Origin of the sequence: Xanthomonas euroxanthea (assembly GCF_903989455.1) — a bacterium.
Classification (GTDB): domain Bacteria; phylum Pseudomonadota; class Gammaproteobacteria; order Xanthomonadales; family Xanthomonadaceae; genus Xanthomonas; species Xanthomonas euroxanthea.
Genome location: NZ_LR861803.1, coordinates 1,198,464 through 1,218,193, shown reverse-complemented (window position 1 = coordinate 1,218,193; position 19,730 = coordinate 1,198,464). Strand labels below are relative to the sequence as shown.

The following is a 19,730-nucleotide window of genomic DNA, read 5'->3' as shown; positions in this document are numbered from 1 at the left end:
CATTTCTTTCAAGGCCAGCAAGACAGGAAAAAACGCGCGCGCGTGAGCGTGTGCGGCCTGTGCGGGAACGTGTGCGGGACGCGCATCGCCTGAAACGCCCGTGGCAGTAGCGATGTGCGGGATGTGCGGGATGTGCGGGCACACACACGCGGGAGAGGACTCGCACGCCTGCGATGAGCGCACGCCCCACGCGCCCGCGCCCCCGTAGGAAGAAAAACGCCCGCACATCCCGCACATCGCTACTGCCCCAAGCATTTGCGCGCGCACAGGTGCCCGCACACCGTCCCGCACGTCCCGCACATCAACAGGCGCACTACTCATGCACGCCCCTTGTATTCGTTGAAGGCGCCGCGAAAGCCCACCACCTCGGTACCCAGCCAGGCCGATTCGGTCTGTTCGTCCGGGCAATTGGCGTTGCCCAGCAGCAGGAACCCGTGCGGGCCGTGGCTGGTCTGCTCGATGAGGTAGCGCTTGCGCGCGCGATCGGGATGCGTGATGCCGCGCTTGCGCACCAGCGCGTTGATGAACTTGGGTGACGGTGCAGGCTTCACGCCTTCGCGGCCGCACCAGACCTTGTAGACCTCATACCACTCCTTCGAGGGCGCCGGCCGCGGCTTGAGCCCGGGGATGTCCTGGCCATACAGCTCGTCGAGGAACCGCTGCGGGCTGTCCTGCCCCAGGTTGATCAACTCGGCCTTTGCCGCCGTCATCGGTGGATTGGTGCCATTGGTGAAGTCGCCCAGGTCGACCTGCAGCAAGTAGTGGTGCAGCGCTGCGGTGCCACCGGCGCGGATCTCTGCCAGCACCTCCTGGTAGAACTCGGCCGGCAGCTTGTCCGGCGTCCAGATCACCGCGTGCCGGCGATCGTCTTCCTCGAGCACGACCGGCATCGCCTCGTTCGAGAGGAACACCAGATTGGCGTGGTTGTCTTCCTCGTAGGCCTGGATATTCTTCGGATTGATCCGGATGCGGTCGCCCGTGATCAGGGCCTTCAGCTTGTTCTTGAGGTGGTACACCTCGGTGCGGGCCACCACTTCGTCGGCCAGCAGGAACAGCTTGCGGCTGGCCCAGTCGTTGAACTTGTCCTCCAGCGCCGACTGGTCCAGCACGCGCCCGTATTCGCCGAACAGCTTCATGTACTCGTCGAAGAACATGTTCTTGCCGGTGCCCTGCGGCCCGTGGATGACGATCGTCGATTTCATCTTTGCGCCCGGGTGCTGTAACGGGTACGCCAGCCACTTGATCACCCAGTCGTAGAGCATCCGCTGGTTGGCTTCGTTACCGCACATGTGCCACAGCAGCTGCAGCAGTTTGTCGCAGGTGCCCTCTTGCGGCACCGTCGGCCAGCCGGCAAACAGGTTGCAAGTGATGCCCGGCTTGCAGCCCGACGGATCGAAGTCCACCTCTTGCACGCGCACGATGGCGCGCTGCGGGCTCTCCAGCCAGGCACGGTGCAACTCGCGCCGCACGCACGCATCGCGCATGTCGCCCAGCGCCACCAGCATGTGCTCTTGGTGATCGAACACCGTGCCGCCCTGCCCGTACACCAGCGCAAAGCGGCTGAGCAGTGTGTCGATGCTGTCGATCGGCTTGAGGAGGGCCTTCCCCGCGCCCCCGGTGCTGGGGATGGAAGCGGCGCGCTTCTCTACCGGCGCACGCCACGACAGCTCCGTGATGCGAGCCTCCACCTGCGCACGCACCACGTGCAGCCCTTCGGCCAGGTGCAGGTCGTTGAAGTCGCTAACCTTGCGACCGTGCTCGATGAATACCGCGCGCCGCGCGATCTCTTCTGCGAAGACCGGCAGCAAGGTCGCGCCGTGCACATCGAGTGCGGCCGCGCTCGCGCCGAGCATGCCGGCGTTCTCGGCCTTGTGGTCTTCGCCACAGGTGGGACATGTTTTCGGATGCTCAGTGAGCACCAGGCGCGACTTGCACGCGCGGCACTTCTGCAGCGTGTCGTCATCACCGCAGATCAGCACTTTGGTGCTGCGGTAACGCTTTGCCAGAGCGCTGGCCACTGGCATCAGATTGCCGGCGTCGAAGGCCACCGCTACCGGGTAGCCGGTGGCCATGTGCAGACTGGCGGCAGTGGCGTATCCCTCTGCCACCAACAAGATCCACTGCGGCGTGCCTCCAATCAGGTGGAAGTGCCCACGCTTCGCGAGGCCCGCCGGCCAGAATTCCTTCACCGGCTTGCGTTGCTGGTCGGCCTGCTTGGCCGTGCGCAGCAGCTGCAGCCCATGGATAGCGCCATTGCCGTCGAGCAGCGGCACCACCGCAATGCCCGAGCCGCCGTAGCGCAGGCCAAAGCCCTGCACGCCCTTGGCGGTCAGGTAGTCCGATTCGCCATCGTGCAGCGCCTTGCCCCACGCGCGCGTGGCGCGCTCGGCGGCGCGGCGGTTTTCTTCCTGGCGTGCGGCTTCTGCGCGGCGGCGGTCTTCCGCCAAGCGGCGTTTAAGTGCTTCGCGCTGCTCGGTGGTGAACTCGCTGTCGCGCTTGCGCAGATCTACCTTGATCGCGCCATTGTCGTTGCCGCGCCAGATCCCGTAGGTGCCAACAATCAGCACATCGCTGCCATTGGTCTGGAGCTCGTGCAGCACATACCAGCCGCGCCGCTCCCGTGAGCCCTCCACCTTGCAGCGGACCATGCGGCCGCTCGCATCCAGGCTGTCGAGGGTCAGGCCCGCATCGCGCAGCTGGCCAAGCACATCATCGTAATTCGCCAACATTCAGTAACTTCCAACCGCGCTATCTACCAAGGAAACGGGGTCCGAATTGCCCGCATCGGGGGTCGGCCAGGAGGACCCATCGCCCGGAGCTGAACCGCTCGTTGCTGCATTCAGATTCAGTGCCCCGCCCTGCCCGCGCGTGCTTTCCGTCGCCTCCCGGGGAGATGGGGCGCAAGGCAACGGCAACACGCCTTGCGCGTGCTCGTCAGCAGCGTCTGCGCAGCGCAAGCGCTCGCGCTCTGCCAGTGCGTCATCGCCCGCAAGTCCAGGCGCATCGCCATACAGCAGCTGCAACGCCTCAGCCACGTAACGCTGCGCGGTGGCGCTCAGCGTGCGGGTGCGTGGCGCGCGGTCGATGGTCATCTCAAGCACGTTTCCGGCCTTTGGCGGCCGCCCGGCGCACGTTGCGCTCCAGGCGGTGGCACATGGTGCGGATCGCCTGCAGCTCGTCCACCATCAGGTCGGCTTCCTGCAGCGAAAGATGCGCATCGTCCAGCGCTTCCAACGCCACACCAGACAGGCGCCCCGCGTGCTTAGCCACATGCAGCAGCTTTGCTTGCATCGCCGCCACCTCGTCCGGCCAGCCGTTGTCGGGCGCCGGCGGTACGAAGTCCATCGCCAAATCGAACTGCGCCCCCAGTGATTGAATCCAGCACGTCGCCTGCGCCTGGCCGGCACTCAGCTCCTGCATCCACTCGGTCAGCATCTCCGCCATCTCCATCGACAGCGACTCGCCCTCCAGGCCGCGCAGCTTCTTGCGCAGCGATTCCGCCGCGATGGTTTTGCCGCGGCGCTCTTTCAGGTAAGTAGCAGCCGCGCGCACATTGCCCGGCATCTGCGACACCGCGTTGTACAGCGCGTCGCGCCAGTAGATGTCTGAGCGTTGACACGTCATCGCGCGCCACCCTGAAACGTCGTGCAGTTCATCGTGGTGGCGGGTTGGCCGGCCGACGCACCATGTGCGTCATGCACACCACCACCCCATTCCTGCGATTCACTGCCTTGCGGCGCTACGACGTGCGCACCGGCGTCGGCGATGTCGTGGCTGTCTTCTTTGTTGCCGAGCAAACCGGAGCAGAACGCGACCAAGCCCGCCACAGTCAAGGCGATCGCAGCGCCGTTGCGCACAAGCCCCGGAATGGCTGAGCCCGCCGGCGCCCGCGCGCCCCGCTCCCATCGCCGAAGCACGGCATTGAGCGCCACCTCTTGGCTCGGCCTACGCATGGGTGCCACCCTCCCCGCGATATGCTGGAACCCCCACGGCACCAACAAGAGCCCGCAAGGAGGGCGACATGGACGCAGAAGTACAACAGCGATTGAACGAAATCTTGGCAATCATGCAATCGCAGAACAATGTGCAAGCGGAGTTCAAAGACCAAATTGCCGCAGCACATGTCTTACTAATCGGCATCATTCGGGCATTCGCAGACACGCCAGGATTCAAAGAAAATGTAGAGCGCACGATTTCGGAAATCGAAGCGGGTACGATCCAACCTGGGGCAAAAAAGCAGATTGCGGAAATCACTCGTCGCGCCCTTTACAGACACGAGTAAAGCCGCTCGCTTTGCCATTGGCGTCTAGCACAATTGTGTTGGACGCCTCCGGGTGGTGTATCGACGCTCTGAGAGCAGCAATTTCGGTATCAATTGCTTTCCAGCTTGCCTTCTCTTTTGCAGTCTGGCGGTTAAGCCAGTCACGAATCCAGAGCCGTGGATTCCAGCGATCAGACACCATCAGCAACCTCCAAAAAATTGAGAGGCCAACCCACGCGACGCCGGCGCTCTATGAGCGCTGCCCATTCGTCGGCGGTCAGCGACAGGTCGGCGGTGTCGCCGTTGTTGTGGAGAGGAAGCCCCACCAGCGACGCAAGCTCGCCCGCGTCCAGGCGCTCGCTGAGCGGCGTGATGTATCTGCCGTCCTGCGAGCAGCCTGCGGCGATGTACGATCCAACGTCAGACCCAATCTCACCTACAGAGGCCACAGGCATGCCGAACAAATTGTCCGAGAAGGAAGTCAGCGACCAGCGCCTCGACGCGATCGAATTGGTGCTGGAAGTCGTGCTGCCCATGCTCATCAGCAACGCTCCGAATCAACGCCAGATCCGACGGCGATTGTTGGAACTGGCCGATGCACCGCCTGCCCACATGTCGGACAACACGGCGCTGCCTCTGCTGGTAGATGCGATCGAGCCAGCTTGCCCCGACAACGACGCATCGCCTCTTTGACGAACGCTACGCCCGACGGGCCCATTGCGTGCGCCAGCTGGATCTGTTCTTTCCTGCTGGAAAGCCCGGCGACTACTTTTGCCCTAAGGCTTTCCAGGTGGTCAGTGCCAATCATTCGATATTCCTTTCATAGTCGACTTGCGCCAGCGGCGGCCCAAGATGCGGAGGCGGTCGATGCGCTCAGCCGCCCCTTTTGCCGCTAGGGTCGCTAATTGGGATGCCAACTTGTCGCCCTAAGCTTTCTCTCCACGAATCACTTCCGAAATCGAATTCCGCGCCTTGTTGGGCATCAAGGGTGCTGTCTCTCCTACGCCTTTTTCAGACTCAACCCAGATCAAGATTCTTTGATCAAGCTCGGGATCTGCCCGAGACATTCGCAGCGCAAGTGCCCGGCCAATTCCCCGATTCCCGTTACAGATTCCAGCGATCGTCGAATAAGGGATACCCAGGCGGGCAGCGACACCGATCGGGCCACCGTGCCTATCCATGTACTCGTTCCAGTAGCTACGTGCGCTCATCGGCTCTATGCGTTACGCGTAGTGGCAAATTATGCATAACGCATAGCCGCAGCGCAAGCGATATCTTTAGGCTCCGTCTCACCATATGAGCACGCTATCCGACAATCTCACGGCCCGTAGAGAATCACTGGGCCTCAACGTTCCTCAAGTCTGTGCAGCTCTGACACTGCAAGGCGTTAACGTGGCCGAGTCGACCGTCTACGGCTGGTTTAACGGCAGTAGGAGCGTGCGGAAAATGGAACACCTGAAGGCGCTTTGCGAGGTCTTGCAGACAGATCTGAACTCCCTGACAGGAGACGAGGCGGAGGTTGCAGAAGGCCCCTTGCCAACGTCGATCGTTCGCGAGCTAGCCGGATTGAGTCAGACTCAGCAAGAAGCGGTGCTTGCGACTATTCGGGCAATGAAGGGCGGCTAGTACATAAGGGGCAAGGATGAAGGGCACGGGTCTATTTCCCCGGACGGAGCTGTTGAAAATTAAGGCGCAACCGAAGCGGCTGATTGCCGCTGCGTTTACTGCACATCAGAAGCGTAGATTCCCGCCCCCGCTTCACAAGGTGCAGCCAAGCCGTCGCTCCTCCACCAACCTCATCTCCCTTGGAGGTGATTTCTACGCAGCATTTGTAGCCCGTACCGCCGATACATACGAAAAGAAAGCCATGTACGGCTTTCTCCTAAGAGGCGACAAGGAAGCGGAGTTGACCTGCCTTCTCCGCTTAGACTGGCATCCCTCCCATAAAGGCATGCACTGCATCGTGAACTGCGAGCAAGAGCGTGATCTTTCTGGACGAAACCTTGCAGGCTGCAAAGAGCTTGCACTGAAAGACTCGCCAGTCTCAGGCCTTGATCCTGACATCGAGGACCATCGGAAGGAATTCATCCGTATCTTCTGCGATGTTTGCAACATCAGCGCTGGGGAGGCTGGCCTGTTGTCATGAAAATTGATCTTTGCCGCCACCTCAACACGCGCATTACACAGGAAGGCTTTCTTGTAGAGACGCCTTTTTGCTACTACGACCATGATCACGTAATCGTCTATGCGAAGCGCAACCAAGACGGGACCTACCTGCTTACTGAAAACGGAGAAGCAGCTGAGCGGCTCTCTTTCGATGGTGTTGAGGTCGACAGTGAGCGCATAACACGCTGGCTTCACGAGATGACGGTATCGCTCAATGTGAGTTGGAATCACAACGATCAAAGCATTGAGGTGCTATGCAGCGAGTCGGATGTCTCGTTAGCCGTTTTCCGTATCGCTGAAGCGGCCGTCCAAGTCCAAGCACTCACTGCGACTCGGGCACAACGATCCGAGTCTTCCTTCAAGATCGAGATGCTAGCGATCCTGAGAGAGGTGGCAATAGAGTCCGGGGTGGGCGTGGCCTACAACCAGAAGATCAATGACTTCGCAGCAGACGCGGTTTTTCACGCTTCTCGCCCCATCGCTATCGTCCTCGCAAGTACGAAGGAGCGCCTGCTAGAAGCGGAGCTGATGTGGTCCACTGTCCAACGACGAAACGACAATGTCGATGTCATAGCGGTAATTGAAAGCCCTGAAAAGGTCGGGAAATTAGAAGCTGACAGGGCTCCCTTCTACACATCCAAGGTGCTGTCTTTTAAGGGCAATGCATGGCGGATGCAGGAGGCATTTCTGTCCTCGCTGCGGACGGTTAACTGAACCCATAATAAATCATTACGCATAGTGCGCAGCAAGTTATGCGTTTTGCATTGCGCTCTAGCTATGCATAACGCATAGTTCTGCAGCCGGTAGGTACCGGTTCTGGCTGGAGAAGCTATGCGTTTGCTGATCACGGAACATCGCTCAGTCAGGCAAGAAGAGCCGGACCGAGCAACTACGCGGTGCTTTCGCATCTGCGCTGCCGACGACCGTACTCGCGCCAAGGCACTGCAGCAGCGCGGCATGTCGAAGGGAACGAAACGCTACCCGAAGCGTAACGATCGTATCGAATTAGCGGGCCTTCGAGCTGAGGCGGCTAGCCGCGACTTCGTCCGGGAGCTGCGTGCATGAGCGCCATTGCCGCTTCGTTGACTGCTGAAGATCTGACGTCCGCAATTATCTGGGCAGAGGACGCGATCCGCGAGGATCAGCACACCCTCAACATGCTGGGCGATTGCGCCTCTGCCAGCTATGCCTCCTGCCTGCAGAAAAGGATCGCCAAGCGTAGGGAGCAGATAGAGCGTTTTCGGTCCGCCCTCATCCAGGTGCGCGGCGCATGAGCGACTTTCCCTCTGCCAACTTTCGTCCGGGCCGCGGTCAGGGCACCTTGCTGCGTCTATCCATCAAACACGAGTCGGTGAGTGCCGCGCTGTACGGCACCGACCGCAGCAGCGAGGTCGCGGTGACTGTCTGCCGCCTCACCGATGTGCGTCGCATGGAGGGCGCATTGCAGCTGGGCCAGACCGCCTACACCGCAAGCGACGATGCGCTTCAGGCCATGTGCGAATGGATGGCCGCGCACGGCGTCCCGGTACGGGTGACGCCATGAGCACGCGCCCAGTCGAAGCAATTTTCCCCACCGGCCATGCAGGCCAAACGCTCGCGCTCATGATCTGCACAGATTGGATCTGGGCCGGCCTGTACGACGGCAAGGTCACGCCATCGCTGGATGGCTGCGCGGTGGCGCCGCGCCTGCGCGCGCGCACCACCACGCGCCAACTGTGCATCGGCCGCGACACGTATGCGCTGGCCCCGCGCGTGCTGCAACGGGCCACGCGCTGGCTCCGGCAGCACGGCGTGCAGGTACAGGAGCCACGCGCATGAGCCGCACCTACCAACGCACCCTGGCCGCCGGCTGGGCGGTGGTGGCGATCCTGGCGGCCGTCTGCATCCCGCTGCGGCTGGCAGAGATCCACTCTGCCCACCGCAGCGGCGGCACCCACCGCACGTATGCCGACGAACAGCGGCCCGCCCTCCCCCACGTTCGGCTAGCGCGGGCCCAGGACTGACATGCGCCAGGAAGCCACGCCACTGCCGCTCAGCATTCCCGCGTGCCAGCCAGGCCACCGCCCGCAGCTGGTCACCACACACGGCGCACCACACCGCTACCGCATCGGCGGGCCGGCGCCGGCCACGTTCCACATCGAGTGCTGCCGCTGCGGCAAGGCCACCACGCCGAGCACCAGCCGCGCACTCACCGAAGGCCGCTGGACCGAACCCACCGGCCAGCACCGCATCCCGCTGTCCCACCTGAGCCGCGCCCGCGAACAGCTGTTCGCGCACCTGGCCACCGCGGCACACGCCGCCTGATCGAGGTCACCATGCATCTACAACCCAAAGCACAGGCCGCGCTCAAGGCGGCATACACCGCACAGGGCCGCACCCTGCGCCGCACCCGCGGCGGCTTCGCCGCCATGCCCGCCCAGGTGCAGACCAGCGGCCCCGTGCAGATCCAGGCATTCACCCGCCGCTGCATCAACTGGCTCGACAACGCCGGCCTGGTGCAGCTCGACGACCCGCAGTTCCCCAACACCATCACCCTAAACCAGCGCGGCGTCGCCTACGCCGAGCAGCTGCTGCGCGACGAACCCGCTGCGCGTGGCAAGGCAGGTGCGCAATGAGCGCCTTCGCCCTCTCCACCGTCCGCCACAAAGACCGCGAACGCGCCGACCTGGCGGCACACCTCAAGGCATTCGCTAAGCGCGGCGGCAAGGTGCAGAAGTTGGGTGCTACGCCGGTGCGTAAGAGCCTATCGCGGCGCGAGGCAACCGATGCGCGAGTGATCAAGGTCTAGTTGTATGCGGTCAATATTTCACTATCAAGCCGGACCGATTGAACTTGCTGTCAGAGCCAACGCAGGACTCAGGAAAAGGTCGGTCTCTACGAGCATCTTTGATCACGTCCATCGTGATGAAGAACGTGAAGGATGCCGCCAACACAAGAGCCGAAAAGACGCTAACGCCCTTAGCCCTCGCACGCCACTCGGAGGGAACGTTGTGCATATATGGCTTCACAAAGATCAAGACAGCACAAGTAACTGTCAGGGCGCCGCCGATCGCGCAACCAGCTACTCCCACAACCTTCGCACGGTATGCAATCCCAGACGCTGCTACTGCCGACCCACCAATGCCGAACGACACCCCAAGAGCCATGCATTTCATCAGCTCCACGAACCGTTTGAGCGATTGGTCAAAAGTATCTGCGTCAGCATCCTTCAGCTGCTGTACGCGTTGCTCAGCAGGAATATCCTCGTTGTGGCAACTGCAAGTACAAGTGTCCGACATAAGCGTTCCATCGAGATAGCAGGCGCGCAATGGTAAGACAAGCAGCCACAGCGAACATTGGCACTGGCAGCATTACCTTTCTGCTGCTTAAAGAAATCGCAATCAGGTCCGCAACATGATTGGAACCGTATTGCAGTTTGAGGATATGCAGTCCCTGTGCCGACCGGGCGAGCGCCCGCGTCTATCGACCGTCGAGCAATGGGCACGTCGCTGCGGCATTCGCTATCACTACGATGGCAAGGGAGGCATCTGGACCACGACTGATGCCCTGAACGCCGCAATCGGGCTTACGCCAAACGCGCCAAACGCTGACTGTTACAGCGCTAGCGATCTGCTCTGAGAACCATCGCTCGAACCGACTCGCCACACGAGTCCGGCCTACTCATTTTTCGGTGTCAATCAGCATGGCTACACGCGGCCGCCCAAGGAAAGAACCAGCAAACCTTCCGGGTCATATCGACTACAGCAAGGTACCCAAAGGCATCTACTGGGATAACAGTGGCAGAGGGCGCTGGTACGTACTGAATCCGCACCCGGAAGGGCGAGGCTACAAAGCAAAGACCGTTGCACAAGCGACCGCGCGCCTCTCCGATCTGCATGTGATCGCAGAACAACGCAGCGGAGTGGCTGTGCGAGGAACGATCTCATTTGTGATTGATCTGTTCGAAGGCAGCCTGACATTTGCTCAGTTGGCGAGCACAACCCAGCAGCACTATCGGGACTATGCCAAAGCGATCAGGCTGTACCCCTTGAAGAACGGAACAATGCTGGGCGACGCTGTCGTGGATCGCCTTACCCCAGGCGTCATTCGTCGGCTGGTGGACGTGATCGCCCACGGGAGACCAGCCGAAAAACCTGGGCAGAAGGATGTGCCTGGGTACCCCACCAAGGCAAATCACTGGCTGCGCTATCTACGCCGAGTCTTCGGCTGGGCACGTGAACACGACCATGTCCAGACCAACCCGGCCAGCGGCGTGAAGCAGGTAAAGGAAAGGCGTGCCCACCGAATGCCGAAGCCAGAGGTGTTCAGAGCGGTGCAAGCCTATGCCCGAGAATGCAGTACCCGGGGTCCAAGAGAAAAGGGTGCAGTACCTCTCTATCTTTGGGCTGCCATGGAGCTCGCATATCAAGCAAGGCTCAGGGGCATCGAGGTTCTCACCCTCACGGACGCTCATGATGTTGGGCAAGAACTGATGACTAACAGACGCAAAGGAAGCCGCGACAATCTTGTCCGAAAAGGCGGGCCCCTCACTGAAGCAATTCAGGCCTTGCAAACCTATCGCTTCAACGTCTGGCAGCGTCAGAAACGGCCTGTGCCACTAGATGCGTCGGAGCGCTATCTGTTCGTCGGCGAAGACGGTGGCCCACTCACCAGGTCAGGCTTCAACACCTCGTGGCAACGTCTCATGAAGAACGCGCTACGAGATGGGGTGCTAGTTGAGACAGATCGCTTTGCACTGCACGGGCTGAAGCACCGCGGCGTCACGGATACAGACGGCGACAAGAAGCTGGCCAGCGGGCACAAGACCGACGCGATGCTCCACGTGTATGACCACTCACTGCCTGTCGTTTCCTCCACAAGTGGGAGCATCCACCCCGTGGCGGCTTATACTGCTAACCGCATCATGGAACCCGACAAATGACCCAATCGCATGGCTTCTACACCCCTCTTCGCTACCCAGGAGGCAAGGGAAAGCTGGCCGACTACGTTGAGAAGGTCCTGGAGCTGAACGGTCTCTTCGGTGGAACCTATGTCGAGCCATATGCTGGCGGTGCTGCTGTGGCTATGGAATTGCTGATCCGTGGACTTGTCAAGCGGATACATATCAATGACCTCAATCCAGCGGTGCATGCCTTTTGGTCGGCAGTTCTGACAGATGCTGAACGGCTAATTCGCCGAATTCAAAAATGCAAGGTGGATATGGACACCTGGCAATGGGCCAGAACTGTCCAGCAAGAGGCTTCGCCAGACACATTAGATTTAGCTTTTTCGACATTCTTCCTAAATCGAACTAACCGTTCAGGAATTTTGCTGGGTGGAGTCATTGGCGGCAAAGAACAGACTGGTCCTTGGAAGATTGATGCCCGCTTCAACGTTGAAGATTTGATCTGGCGGATCGAAAGAATCGCAGAGAGAAGCGAGGGCATCCGCCTGCATAACGAGGATGCTCAGACTCTCGTGAAGAGGCTTGCGCCGAAAATTGCAAAGAAAAATCTGATTTATTTTGACCCACCTTATTTCACCAAGGGCCAGGGGCTTTATATGCATCACTACAACCCGTCAGATCACGCTGATGTAGCAAAAACAGTCGGCAATCTCCCCAAAAACTGCAATTGGATGGTTTCATACGACGACCATCCCGTAATCAGAGGCCTGTACTCCGGATACGAAGAACTCACTTACACTCTCAATTATACAGCCCAGGAAAGAGGGCGCGGCACAGAGGTTATATTTTACTCACCAGGCCTGGTCGTCCCAGCTCCAGTGAAACCTATGCGCGTCATGCCTATGAATAATCTTGCGTTCGTCTGAGCACTTTAATAAATGCCTTCTCACGCGCTATTAGTCGGGGCAATTCATTAGAGCGGTGACAAAAGATTGAACCCGAGCGTTCTAACAACAAACCGCGCGCGGCATATGCAGGAAGAATCTCTCGATAAAATATTGATCCGTACATCGCTGAGAAATATCGAACCTGCTCTCTATAGGTAGCTCCGAAGAGAGGGACGATAGAAAATGGAATAAACATTGCTGGTTGAGGGGGAATTATCCATGGACTCGCCAGCCAATTCTTCTGCAGTGCATCTATATATGGCGAAATAGGCTTATCGCGCCAATTTGCGCCACTTGCCACCTGCCCAAATAGATTTAATTTTCCACTAGACTTATCTATTCTTTCTTTCCATGCGATAACGTCAATCCCTGCATCTTTTTCGCGACCGGCTGAACCAGCGGGGGCATTGCTATGCGGGACAATCTCACCATCAGCCATGAGCGTGACGAATACATCATGCAAAGCAACTTGGAAGTCGCTTCCGTCAACTCGCGGCCATCCAAACACATACGATGAACCATCAATCGACCCGGCTGCGGCCCAGCCTGAGCATGCCTGAAAGGCATCTCTCATCCATGGCGTGATGGGAATTGGATCTACGAAGACGGAAGTATCTCTGGCCACTGATAAAAAGAGACAGAGCAAGTAAACTGCCTCACCATCAGCAATTTCTGCATCACCTTTAAACCTAAGAGCAGTGTCATCATCGGAGAATTCGAATGGATACGACTCTCCAAGTAGCTCGATGCGTCGTTGAATAATCATAACTCTAGCGTTGAGCCACTCGTCAAACTGTTCAAAACCGCCCCCCGGGTCTTGATCCTCTGATTCGCGATTTGCTTCCCAAGCCCTTTCTATATCGGTAAACGAAAGCCGATCCTTAGGACCTAAGATCGCTTTCATTTCCATCCAGTCCGCGGCCGTGTGCGTGTCGGCGTCAAATGGAACAGCTTGCAGCCTCATTCTTGACCCTGCTTACCTTTCATGGCTGCACTTACAAGTAACGTAAGGCCTTTTGCTTGCGTGTGAATTTCCTTTGCAATTTCAGCTAGTGCTTCCGGTAACGTTTCGGCGCGAGCAGCCAACTGGGTAGCCTCTCTCAAACGCAGATTAATTGTCACCAAAAGCTCGTTGAGCATTGTTTCCGGAGGCCTAAATTCCTGCCGAGCCTCTTGCAAACTTGCGCCACCACGCAGCACGTGCAGAGCAATATTGTTCCTCAGCGCCTCACCGAGATGCGCAAGATCAGGGTTTTGCGATTTGATTAACGACGGTTTTTTTTGCGACTTGCTACCGTACAAATAAAGCAGAACCTCTGAAAGCTCCTCCGACTTTTCAACAGGAATAGGATCAACCTCAAGCTTCTGTGCCCACCCCTTCCTGAGGCCAAGATGATCCATATACTCTGCTCGGGACAGGGCAGTGTACAAATGCGAGAACGCGAAACGCCCCTTGTTAGCTCTATCCGATATCTCGAAGCCGATTCTCTTTCCCTGCTCGAGCACCAACATGCCGGCAATCATGTTACGTATGGTGTTGTTATCGTCCCCAAGCCTATCCGCTATTTCATTAATGGTGAGCCCGGTCTCTCGCTCATCAAGCCACCAACTGGTAACGTACTTCGCTTTTGCAAACGATTCCCAGCGATGCGGGCCATTGATGTGCTTGAAGCCAATGAATGCCCTTGCGTCAGAGGGGTTATGTACCCGATAGACAGGAACCGTCTGGATTGAATCAAGAACTGATGGTGGTACCGGCCTTGGTACTGAGACACCTAATTCGTCAGCCAAAGCAGTATTTTTGAGCAATCTGATGCACGCAAGGCGCCGGTTGCCTTCCAGTACCGTATAAGGCCCGCCGTCAGGGCCATGGATCACTAGTGGCTCAATCCGCTTGAAACCGTTATGCGTGATGGAAGATATCAACTCATCCAAAGCTGCCAAGTTGCGCAGCCATTGAATGATCTCCTTTTCACTGGTCGGCTCATTGCCGTCTACGCCGTCCTCCAGACGCGGATTTTGGATATCGAAGACCAAGCCCTCAGGCGCAATGTCTTCAATTTGCTCGAACACAACATTCTTGGAGGGCATAACTCACAGCCGGACGGATTCACGGCTATTGTTACGCGAGCAGCCACCAGATGAACAGCCCCAATGACACAAGGCCGCTCCACATCTAAAAATTCAGGAGATTTTTAGGGAAAACTGACAGATGCGAAGCTAAGTCATTGATCTATATGGCGCGCCCGACAGGACTCGAACCTGTAACCGCCGGCTTAGAAGGCCGGTGCTCTATCCGGTTGAGCTACGGGCGCCCGGACCGAACTTCGCATTCCCACGCCGTCAAGAGCTCGGAATGGTCGGGGTAGAGGGATTCGAACCCCCGACATCCTGCTCCCAAAGCAGGCGCGCTACCAGACTGCGCTATACCCCGGCGGGACCTTTCAATCCCGAAGGCTGGAAAGGTCGGCTATTTTGGGAATGATTGGCCTTGCTGTCAATCACTCTGTGTAAATTGGACGATCCGGTATCCTCACACCCATTGCTCGCCAAGTCGGCAGGCACCTACATTCATGGAGAATACGCATGCGTAGCGGCAATCCCGCCCTTCGGGAATCCACCTTCCTCGACCTTGGCTCCGGCGCGGTGGTCACGCGCGACGGTCAGGCGATGACCCTCAACGGCACCGTCAACAAGACCGGCCTGCTATTGCTGATGGCGGTACTCACTGCCGCCTTCGCCTGGTCGCAATCGATCGGCGCCGATGGCATGCCGCTACCGGCAGCACGCCTGTACATGATCGCCGGCGCGATCGGCGGACTGGTATTCGCACTGGCGACCAGCTTCAAGCCGACCTGGGCCCCGGTCACCGCGCCGCTGTATGCGCTGGTGGAAGGCTTCTTCCTGGGTTCGATCTCGGCGGTGTACGAGGCGCGTTTCAACGGCATCGTGTTCCAGGCGGTGTTGCTGACCTTCGGCACCATGTTCGCGCTGCTGTTCGCCTACCGCAGCGGCATGATCAAGGCCACCGAGAACTTCAAGCTGGGCGTGGTGGCGGCCACCGGCGGCATTGCGCTGGTGTATCTGGCGACCATCGTGCTGGGCTTTTTCGGCGTGCGCATTCCCTTCATCCACGACTCTGGCCTGATCGGGATCGGCTTCAGCCTGTTCGTGGTCGTGGTGGCCGCGCTGAACCTGGTGCTGGACTTCGACTTCATCGAAAGCGGCGTCGAACACGGCGCGCCCAAGCACATGGAGTGGTACGGCGCGTTCGGCCTGATGGTCACGCTGGTGTGGCTGTACATCGAGTTCCTGCGCTTGCTGTCGAAGCTGCAGTCGCGTAACTGAGTGGAGAATCGGGAATCGGGAGTGGGGAATCGCAACAGCGACCCCTTCGCCTGATGGCGTGACACTGGCTTCAAGCAACCCGCTTCCAGCAAAAAGAAAGGGCGCCGTCGGCGCCCTTTCTCTTGTGCGACCTACCGGCGCGCTCAGAGGCGGCTGGCGATGGCCTTGGCGAAGCCCATGGTGTTGCCGGTGCCGCCCAGGTCGGGGGTCAGCGCATCCTTGGCTTCCAGGGTGGCCACGATCGCTTCGCGCAGGCGCTCGGCGTTCTGCGGCTGACCGATGTGGTCCAGCATCTGCGCGGCACCCAGCAGCAATGCGCACGGGTTGGCCTTGCCCTGCCCTGCGATGTCCGGCGCCGAGCCGTGCACGGCTTCGAAGATCGCCGCGTCCACACCGATGTTGGCGCCCGGGGCCAGGCCCAGGCCGCCGACCAGGCCGGCACACAGGTCGGAGATGATGTCGCCAAACAGGTTGGTGGTCACGATGATGTCGAACTGTTCCGGACGCATCACCAGCTGCATGCAGGTGTTGTCGACGATCATTTCCTGGAACTCGATTTCCGGGTACTGCGCGGCCACGTCGCGTGCCACCTTCAGGAACAGGCCCGAGGTCGACTTGATGATGTTGGCCTTGTGCACCGCGGTGACCTTCTTGCGGCCGGTGGCGCGCGCCAGGTCGAAGGCGTAGCGCACGATGCGCTCGGAGCCCTTGCGGGTGACGCGGGCGCCGGAGAACGCGGTCTCGCCATCCTCGGATACGGTCTGGCCTTCGCTCAGGTAGGCACCCTCGGTGTTCTCGCGCACCGTGATCAGGTCCACGCCATCGGCGAAACGCGACTTGGTGTTGGGGAACGACTTGGCCGGACGCACGTTGGCATACAGGTCGAACTTGCGACGCATGGCCACGTTGATCGAGCTGAAGCCCTCGCCGACCGGCGTGGTCAGCGGGCTCTTCAGGGCCACCTTGTTCTTGGTGATCGAGGCCAGGGTGGACTCGGGCAGCAGATCGCCGTGCTTTTCCAGCGCGACCAGGCCAGCGTCGGCGTACTCGTAGGTCAGGCCAGCCTGCAGCGCGTCGAGCACGAACAGCGTGGCATCCATGATCTCCGGGCCAATACCGTCGCCGCGGATGACCGTGATTGTCTGCGTCATAACGTTGGGTTTCCGAACTTGAAGGGGGGAGCGCCAGCCGCAATACCCGGCAGAGCGGCGCAAGGAGGTTTCACAGGCAATTATGCCCGATGCCGGTGAAGGCGCCCAAACCGACCTTGGTCTAAGAGCGGCCCGGATGACTGTTGCGGAAACCCGGTGCAGTCAGTGGCATCAGACAACCGCAGTGCGCGCCCGCAGCCTCCAGGCGCACCAGGACCCAGCGTGTGGAGGCGCTCTGGACGCACCGCCCTAGCCTACGGCCGGCACCGGACAACCAGAGCGCACAAAGTCTGTGCCGCCGACTAGGGCAGCACGCGCGCGCCCGCTTTTACGAATCCCGAATCACCACTCCCGACTCCCGCTCGACACATCAATCGTGCGCGTGCTGCGCCGGTGCCTGGGCGCCGCCCTCGAGCTGGTCGAGGAAATCCACCGCGCGACGCAGATGCGGGATGACGATGGAGCCGCCAACCACCAGGCCGACCGAGAAGGTCTCGAAGAACTCTTCGCGGGTCACGCCGGCTTCCTTGCACTGGGCGACGTGGTAGCTGATGCAGTCGTCGCAGCGCAGCACCATCGAGGCGACCAGACCGAGCAGCTCCTTGGTCTTCACGTCCAGCGCGCCGGCCTGGTAAGTCTGGGTGTCCAGCGCAAAGAACCGGCGCACCACCTGGTTGGGCTCGGCCAAGATGCGCTGGTTCATGCGCTGACGAAATTCGGTGAACTCGCGCAAACGGTCGTCGCTGCTGCCGTCATGCTCACTCATGCCTGGCCGCCTGCAGTGCCGGCCAGCAACGGTTCGAGCTTGCCGGCCCGGTGCATGGCCATCATGTCGTCGTAGCCGCCCACATGGACGTCGCCGACGAAAATCTGCGGCACGCTGGTGCGCTTGGCCAGCGCGACCATCTTGTTGCGCTCGGCCGGGTCCAGGTCGATGCGCACCTCGGTCCAGGTCCGGCCCTTGCTCTTGAGGAAGTTCTTGGCCGCCACGCAGTACGGGCAGATCGCAGAGGAATACAGGGTGATCTGCGGGCCGGCGGCCGCATCCTGCACATTGGGGTCTTGGCTCACGGGAAACTCCGCGGTTGGTCTGAGGTCTGACAATGGTACCGGGCGACTGGAATTTCCATGTCGTCACCGCAACACTGTGGATTAACCGATGATTCACGCCATCGCGCCGTGCTGCCCGCATGCTCCGCGCATTACCTGGGAGTTCCACTTGCGCCTGCTACCGCTCGCCATTGCCCTCACGCTGGCCGTTGCCATGGGCGTGGCACCCGCGCAGGAAAACCGCCTGCCCGACATCGGCTCGTCCGCCGGCGAGCTGCTGACCCCGGCGCGCCAGGCCGAGTACGGCAAGATGATGCTGGCCGAGTTGCGCAACTACGACTACGTGCTGGACGACCCGCTGATCACCGACTGGCTGCAGACCATGGGGACCCGGCTCGGCGCCAACAGCGACCAGCCGCAGCAGCCGTTTACGTTCTTCATGCTGCGCGACCGCCAGATCAACGCCTTCGCCACGCTGGGCGGCTATATCGCGGTCAATGCGGGGCTGGTGTTGACCGCCGAGCGCGAGGACGAAGTGGCCGCGGTGCTGTCGCACGAAATCGCCCACGTCACCCAGCAGCACGTGCTGCGTGGGGTGGAGCGGGCCCAGCGCGACCAGATCCCGATCCTGCTGGGCATGCTGGCAGCGGTGGTCGCCGCGCAACAGGCCGGCGGCAATTCCAAGGGCGATGCCACCATGGCCGGCATTACCAGCGCGATGGGCCTGATGCAGCAACGCCAGATCGACTACACCCGCTCCAACGAATCGGAGGCTGACCGGCTGGGTATCCGCACGCTGGTGCGCAGCGGCTACGACGTGGATGCAATGGCCGGCTTCTTCGAACGCATGTCGGTGGCAATGCGCGCCAACGAGGGCGGCTACAGCGCGCCCGACTTCCTGCAGACCCACCCGGTCACGGTCACGCGCATCAGCGAGGCCAAGGCGCGCGCCGAACAGATGAAGAAGAACACCGTGGTGCTGACCACCTCGGTACCGGGCGGAACGCGCCAGGAACGGGTGGACCCGGCCGACCCGTCGCTGTCCGAACCGCTGAGCCGCAACGGCAACGCGATCCTTCCGTATGCGCTGCGGCTGCCGGTGGATGCACTGAGCCGCGGCGACGACCAGCAGAACTTCGACTGGGCCAAGGAGCGCCTGCGCGTGCTCAGCGCGACCACGCCGGATGCGGCGATCCGCGAATACGAGACCCTGCGTCGCAGCAACAAGCACGGCCTGACCGATGCCCAGCGCTACGGCCTGGCGCTGGCGCGCCTGCGCAATAGCGGCGGCCGGCCGAGCGAACCGGTGGCCGAACTGACCAGCCTGCTGGAGGCGCATCCGGATAATTTATGGCTGACGCTGGGCCTGAGCGAGGCGCAGGCGCGGGTGGGCCAGCGCGAGGTGGCCAATGCCCGCTTCGACGCGCTGCTCAAGCAACTGCCGAACAACCGCGCGGTGGCGCTGACCTACGCCGGCGCGCTCAACGAGCAGGCCAGCAAGGAGTCCGGCCAGCGCGCGCGTCAGGTGCTGGAGCCGCTGCTGCATCGCAGTAGCGAGGATGCCTTGTTGCAACAGACTTACGCACGCGCCTGCGAGCTGTCCGGCGACCATCTGCGCGCCAGCGAGGCCTATGCCGAATCTGCGTATCTGAACGGACGCCCGGAACAGGCGCTGATCCAGCTGGAAGCGCTGAAGAAGAAAGATCTCGACTATGTGACACGGGCTCGGGTGGATGCGCGCATCGCGGCGATCACCCCGAGCGTGCTGGAACTGCGCCGGCAAGGGATTCGCGACCCGGATCTGTCGACCCGCTAGCGCTTGTGACGGTTGGCGCAACGGTCATCCCGGCGTGTGCCTAGACGTCCCGCACTGCGCCGGCCCCCGGTGCAAGCCGCTGTCGCCGAGGGCCTGGTCACCGCGC

At 60.6% G+C, this 19,730-nt stretch carries 27 protein-coding genes, 2 tRNA genes and 1 pseudogene; 17 read left to right on the top strand and 13 right to left on the bottom strand.

Annotation, left to right across the window (positions count from 1 at the left end):
* Positions 1 to 317: 317 nt before the first annotated feature.
* Genes H7A86_RS05225 through H7A86_RS05215 form a run of 3 tightly spaced genes read right to left on the bottom strand, consistent with a single transcriptional unit; the run spans position 318 to position 3,624 of the window.
* Positions 318 to 2,729: a DUF5906 domain-containing protein gene (locus tag H7A86_RS05225; RefSeq protein ID WP_119130846.1), complete on the bottom strand. Its 2,412-nt coding sequence runs from the start codon at positions 2,727 to 2,729 to the stop codon at positions 318 to 320.
* Positions 2,730 to 3,092, bottom strand: coding sequence for a hypothetical protein (locus H7A86_RS05220; RefSeq protein ID WP_119130845.1), 363 nt, complete (start codon positions 3,090 to 3,092; stop codon positions 2,730 to 2,732). It lies immediately after the preceding gene.
* A gap of 1 nt (position 3,093) precedes the next feature.
* A complete protein-coding gene (locus H7A86_RS05215) occupies positions 3,094 to 3,624 on the bottom strand; it encodes a hypothetical protein (RefSeq protein ID WP_119130844.1) in 531 nt (176 codons plus the stop codon).
* A 71-nt stretch (positions 3,625 to 3,695) separates the two neighbouring features.
* Between H7A86_RS05215 and H7A86_RS20905 the strand changes: the two genes are divergently transcribed.
* Positions 3,696 to 3,875 (top strand): hypothetical protein, encoded by a 180-nt coding sequence (locus tag H7A86_RS20905; protein WP_232099252.1) that lies wholly within the window; start codon positions 3,696 to 3,698, stop codon positions 3,873 to 3,875.
* A gap of 146 nt (positions 3,876 to 4,021) precedes the next feature.
* Positions 4,022 to 4,282: a hypothetical protein gene (locus H7A86_RS05205; protein ID WP_147421303.1), complete on the top strand. Its 261-nt coding sequence runs from the start codon at positions 4,022 to 4,024 to the stop codon at positions 4,280 to 4,282.
* 170 nt (positions 4,283 to 4,452) lie between these two features.
* Here H7A86_RS05205 and H7A86_RS05200 read toward each other — a convergent pair whose 3' ends face one another.
* Positions 4,453 to 4,716 (bottom strand): hypothetical protein, encoded by a 264-nt coding sequence (locus tag H7A86_RS05200; protein WP_119130943.1) that lies wholly within the window; start codon positions 4,714 to 4,716, stop codon positions 4,453 to 4,455.
* Between H7A86_RS05200 and H7A86_RS20900 the strand changes: the two genes are divergently transcribed.
* Positions 4,715 to 4,954 carry a hypothetical protein gene (locus tag H7A86_RS20900; RefSeq protein WP_232099249.1) on the top strand — a complete coding sequence of 80 codons (240 nt, stop codon included), beginning with the start codon at positions 4,715 to 4,717 and terminating at the stop codon, positions 4,952 to 4,954. The genes H7A86_RS05200 and H7A86_RS20900 overlap by 2 nt on opposite strands.
* Here H7A86_RS20900 and H7A86_RS21220 read toward each other — a convergent pair.
* Positions 4,917 to 5,069, bottom strand: a pseudogene (locus H7A86_RS21220) (hypothetical protein); the annotation flags it as partial. The gene H7A86_RS20900 and the pseudogene H7A86_RS21220 sit on opposite strands and share 38 nt — an antisense overlap.
* A 488-nt stretch (positions 5,070 to 5,557) precedes the next feature.
* Here H7A86_RS21220 and H7A86_RS05190 point away from each other — a divergent pair.
* The 10 genes from H7A86_RS05190 (at position 5,558) to H7A86_RS05145 (ending at position 9,215) form a co-directional block, all read left to right on the top strand.
* Positions 5,558 to 5,887: a helix-turn-helix domain-containing protein gene (locus H7A86_RS05190; protein ID WP_119130841.1), complete on the top strand. Its 330-nt coding sequence runs from the start codon at positions 5,558 to 5,560 to the stop codon at positions 5,885 to 5,887.
* A gap of 16 nt (positions 5,888 to 5,903) precedes the next feature.
* Positions 5,904 to 6,407 (top strand): hypothetical protein, encoded by a 504-nt coding sequence (locus H7A86_RS05185; protein ID WP_119130840.1) that lies wholly within the window; start codon positions 5,904 to 5,906, stop codon positions 6,405 to 6,407.
* Positions 6,404 to 7,141 carry a DUF1828 domain-containing protein gene (locus H7A86_RS05180; protein ID WP_119130839.1) on the top strand — a complete coding sequence of 246 codons (738 nt, stop codon included), beginning with the start codon at positions 6,404 to 6,406 and terminating at the stop codon, positions 7,139 to 7,141. The genes H7A86_RS05185 and H7A86_RS05180 overlap by 4 nt, the downstream gene beginning before the upstream one ends.
* A gap of 347 nt (positions 7,142 to 7,488) precedes the next feature.
* Complete coding sequence (locus H7A86_RS05175; RefSeq protein WP_119130838.1) at positions 7,489 to 7,701, top strand: hypothetical protein; 213 nt, start codon at positions 7,489 to 7,491, stop codon at positions 7,699 to 7,701.
* Positions 7,698 to 7,970 (top strand): hypothetical protein, encoded by a 273-nt coding sequence (locus tag H7A86_RS05170; RefSeq protein ID WP_119130837.1) that lies wholly within the window; start codon positions 7,698 to 7,700, stop codon positions 7,968 to 7,970. Before H7A86_RS05175 ends, H7A86_RS05170 begins: the two co-directional genes overlap by 4 nt.
* A gap of 59 nt (positions 7,971 to 8,029) precedes the next feature.
* Positions 8,030 to 8,245 carry a hypothetical protein gene (locus tag H7A86_RS05165; RefSeq protein ID WP_232099247.1) on the top strand — a complete coding sequence of 72 codons (216 nt, stop codon included), beginning with the start codon at positions 8,030 to 8,032 and terminating at the stop codon, positions 8,243 to 8,245.
* Positions 8,242 to 8,430, top strand: a complete 189-nt coding sequence (locus H7A86_RS05160; RefSeq protein WP_119130835.1) for a hypothetical protein — start codon at positions 8,242 to 8,244, stop codon at positions 8,428 to 8,430. Before H7A86_RS05165 ends, H7A86_RS05160 begins: the two co-directional genes overlap by 4 nt.
* Position 8,431: 1 nt before the next feature.
* Positions 8,432 to 8,731, top strand: a complete 300-nt coding sequence (locus H7A86_RS05155; RefSeq protein ID WP_119130834.1) for a hypothetical protein — start codon at positions 8,432 to 8,434, stop codon at positions 8,729 to 8,731.
* 11 nt (positions 8,732 to 8,742) lie between these two features.
* Entirely contained in the window at positions 8,743 to 9,042 is a 300-nt protein-coding gene (locus H7A86_RS05150; protein WP_119130833.1) for a hypothetical protein, read from the top strand.
* Positions 9,039 to 9,215: a hypothetical protein gene (locus H7A86_RS05145; protein WP_180708037.1), complete on the top strand. Its 177-nt coding sequence runs from the start codon at positions 9,039 to 9,041 to the stop codon at positions 9,213 to 9,215. The genes H7A86_RS05150 and H7A86_RS05145 overlap by 4 nt, the downstream gene beginning before the upstream one ends.
* A 10-nt stretch (positions 9,216 to 9,225) precedes the next feature.
* Here H7A86_RS05145 and H7A86_RS05140 read toward each other — a convergent pair whose 3' ends face one another.
* Entirely contained in the window at positions 9,226 to 9,705 is a 480-nt protein-coding gene (locus H7A86_RS05140; RefSeq protein ID WP_119130832.1) for a hypothetical protein, read from the bottom strand.
* Between the two features lie 404 nt (positions 9,706 to 10,109).
* Here H7A86_RS05140 and H7A86_RS05135 point away from each other — a divergent pair, with 404 nt between their 5' ends.
* Both H7A86_RS05135 and H7A86_RS05130 read left to right on the top strand, forming a co-directional pair.
* Positions 10,110 to 11,348, top strand: a complete 1,239-nt coding sequence (locus tag H7A86_RS05135; RefSeq protein ID WP_232099245.1) for a site-specific integrase — start codon at positions 10,110 to 10,112, stop codon at positions 11,346 to 11,348.
* Positions 11,345 to 12,238, top strand: a complete 894-nt coding sequence (locus tag H7A86_RS05130) for a DNA adenine methylase (protein ID WP_119130830.1) — start codon at positions 11,345 to 11,347, stop codon at positions 12,236 to 12,238. Before H7A86_RS05135 ends, H7A86_RS05130 begins: the two co-directional genes overlap by 4 nt.
* On the opposite strand, the gene H7A86_RS05125 is transcribed toward H7A86_RS05130, so the two are convergent.
* The 4 genes from H7A86_RS05125 to H7A86_RS05110 all read right to left on the bottom strand — a co-directional run bounded on the left by H7A86_RS05125 (position 12,213) and on the right by H7A86_RS05110 (position 14,693).
* Positions 12,213 to 13,223: a hypothetical protein gene (locus tag H7A86_RS05125; protein WP_180708036.1), complete on the bottom strand. Its 1,011-nt coding sequence runs from the start codon at positions 13,221 to 13,223 to the stop codon at positions 12,213 to 12,215. The genes H7A86_RS05130 and H7A86_RS05125 overlap by 26 nt on opposite strands.
* Positions 13,220 to 14,332: a ParB/Srx family N-terminal domain-containing protein gene (locus H7A86_RS05120; protein ID WP_232099243.1), complete on the bottom strand. Its 1,113-nt coding sequence runs from the start codon at positions 14,330 to 14,332 to the stop codon at positions 13,220 to 13,222. Before H7A86_RS05120 ends, H7A86_RS05125 begins: the two co-directional genes overlap by 4 nt.
* Before the next feature lie 165 nt (positions 14,333 to 14,497).
* Positions 14,498 to 14,574: transfer RNA gene (locus H7A86_RS05115), tRNA-Arg, on the bottom strand.
* 42 nt (positions 14,575 to 14,616) lie between these two features.
* Positions 14,617 to 14,693, bottom strand: a tRNA-Pro gene (locus H7A86_RS05110).
* Positions 14,694 to 14,845: 152 nt separating this feature from the next.
* On the opposite strand from H7A86_RS05110, the gene H7A86_RS05105 reads away from it, so the two are divergent.
* On the top strand, positions 14,846 to 15,607 hold the full coding sequence (locus H7A86_RS05105; RefSeq protein WP_104582303.1) for a Bax inhibitor-1/YccA family protein: 762 nt from the start codon (positions 14,846 to 14,848) through the stop codon (positions 15,605 to 15,607).
* Positions 15,608 to 15,750: 143 nt separating this feature from the next.
* Here the strand turns inward: H7A86_RS05105 and H7A86_RS05100 are convergent, their stop codons facing one another.
* From H7A86_RS05100 to grxC, 3 genes are all read right to left on the bottom strand, one after another.
* Entirely contained in the window at positions 15,751 to 16,758 is a 1,008-nt protein-coding gene (locus tag H7A86_RS05100) for an isocitrate dehydrogenase (protein WP_104532882.1), read from the bottom strand.
* 370 nt (positions 16,759 to 17,128) lie between these two features.
* The gene (locus H7A86_RS05095; protein WP_104582302.1) at positions 17,129 to 17,524 is read right to left on the bottom strand and encodes a carboxymuconolactone decarboxylase family protein; all 396 of its coding nucleotides are present in this window, start codon (positions 17,522 to 17,524) and stop codon (positions 17,129 to 17,131) included.
* On the bottom strand, positions 17,521 to 17,829 hold the full coding sequence (gene grxC, locus H7A86_RS05090; protein WP_104582301.1) for a glutaredoxin 3: 309 nt from the start codon (positions 17,827 to 17,829) through the stop codon (positions 17,521 to 17,523). Before grxC ends, H7A86_RS05095 begins: the two co-directional genes overlap by 4 nt.
* Before the next feature lie 148 nt (positions 17,830 to 17,977).
* Between grxC and H7A86_RS05085 the strand changes: the two genes are divergently transcribed.
* Complete coding sequence (locus H7A86_RS05085) at positions 17,978 to 19,624, top strand: M48 family metalloprotease (RefSeq protein ID WP_119130942.1); 1,647 nt, start codon at positions 17,978 to 17,980, stop codon at positions 19,622 to 19,624.
* Positions 19,625 to 19,730: the final 106 nt, after the last annotated feature.

Coding starts and splice junctions, on each gene's coding strand:
- H7A86_RS05135 (WP_232099245.1), top strand. CDS start 10,110: ATGGCTACACGCGGCCGCCCAAGGAAAGAACCAGCAAACCTTCCGGGT.
- H7A86_RS05170 (WP_119130837.1), top strand. CDS start 7,698: ATGAGCGACTTTCCCTCTGCCAACTTTCGTCCGGGCCGCGGTCAGGGC.
- H7A86_RS05175 (WP_119130838.1), top strand. CDS start 7,489: ATGAGCGCCATTGCCGCTTCGTTGACTGCTGAAGATCTGACGTCCGCA.
- H7A86_RS05165 (WP_232099247.1), top strand. CDS start 8,030: ATGATCTGCACAGATTGGATCTGGGCCGGCCTGTACGACGGCAAGGTC.
- H7A86_RS05190 (WP_119130841.1), top strand. CDS start 5,558: ATGAGCACGCTATCCGACAATCTCACGGCCCGTAGAGAATCACTGGGC.
- H7A86_RS05150 (WP_119130833.1), top strand. CDS start 8,743: ATGCATCTACAACCCAAAGCACAGGCCGCGCTCAAGGCGGCATACACC.
- H7A86_RS05215 (WP_119130844.1), bottom strand. CDS start 3,624: ATGACGTGTCAACGCTCAGACATCTACTGGCGCGACGCGCTGTACAAC.
- H7A86_RS05225 (WP_119130846.1), bottom strand. CDS start 2,729: ATGTTGGCGAATTACGATGATGTGCTTGGCCAGCTGCGCGATGCGGGC.
- H7A86_RS05125 (WP_180708036.1), bottom strand. CDS start 13,223: ATGAGGCTGCAAGCTGTTCCATTTGACGCCGACACGCACACGGCCGCG.
- H7A86_RS20905 (WP_232099252.1), top strand. CDS start 3,696: ATGCACACCACCACCCCATTCCTGCGATTCACTGCCTTGCGGCGCTAC.
- H7A86_RS05145 (WP_180708037.1), top strand. CDS start 9,039: ATGAGCGCCTTCGCCCTCTCCACCGTCCGCCACAAAGACCGCGAACGC.
- H7A86_RS05160 (WP_119130835.1), top strand. CDS start 8,242: ATGAGCCGCACCTACCAACGCACCCTGGCCGCCGGCTGGGCGGTGGTG.
- H7A86_RS05105 (WP_104582303.1), top strand. CDS start 14,846: ATGCGTAGCGGCAATCCCGCCCTTCGGGAATCCACCTTCCTCGACCTT.
- H7A86_RS05180 (WP_119130839.1), top strand. CDS start 6,404: ATGAAAATTGATCTTTGCCGCCACCTCAACACGCGCATTACACAGGAA.
- H7A86_RS05205 (WP_147421303.1), top strand. CDS start 4,022: ATGGACGCAGAAGTACAACAGCGATTGAACGAAATCTTGGCAATCATG.
- H7A86_RS05155 (WP_119130834.1), top strand. CDS start 8,432: ATGCGCCAGGAAGCCACGCCACTGCCGCTCAGCATTCCCGCGTGCCAG.
- H7A86_RS05100 (WP_104532882.1), bottom strand. CDS start 16,758: ATGACGCAGACAATCACGGTCATCCGCGGCGACGGTATTGGCCCGGAG.
- H7A86_RS05140 (WP_119130832.1), bottom strand. CDS start 9,705: ATGTCGGACACTTGTACTTGCAGTTGCCACAACGAGGATATTCCTGCT.
- H7A86_RS05220 (WP_119130845.1), bottom strand. CDS start 3,092: ATGACCATCGACCGCGCGCCACGCACCCGCACGCTGAGCGCCACCGCG.
- H7A86_RS20900 (WP_232099249.1), top strand. CDS start 4,715: ATGCCGAACAAATTGTCCGAGAAGGAAGTCAGCGACCAGCGCCTCGAC.
- H7A86_RS05095 (WP_104582302.1), bottom strand. CDS start 17,524: ATGAGTGAGCATGACGGCAGCAGCGACGACCGTTTGCGCGAGTTCACC.
- H7A86_RS05200 (WP_119130943.1), bottom strand. CDS start 4,716: ATGCCTGTGGCCTCTGTAGGTGAGATTGGGTCTGACGTTGGATCGTAC.
- H7A86_RS05130 (WP_119130830.1), top strand. CDS start 11,345: ATGACCCAATCGCATGGCTTCTACACCCCTCTTCGCTACCCAGGAGGC.
- H7A86_RS05185 (WP_119130840.1), top strand. CDS start 5,904: ATGAAGGGCACGGGTCTATTTCCCCGGACGGAGCTGTTGAAAATTAAG.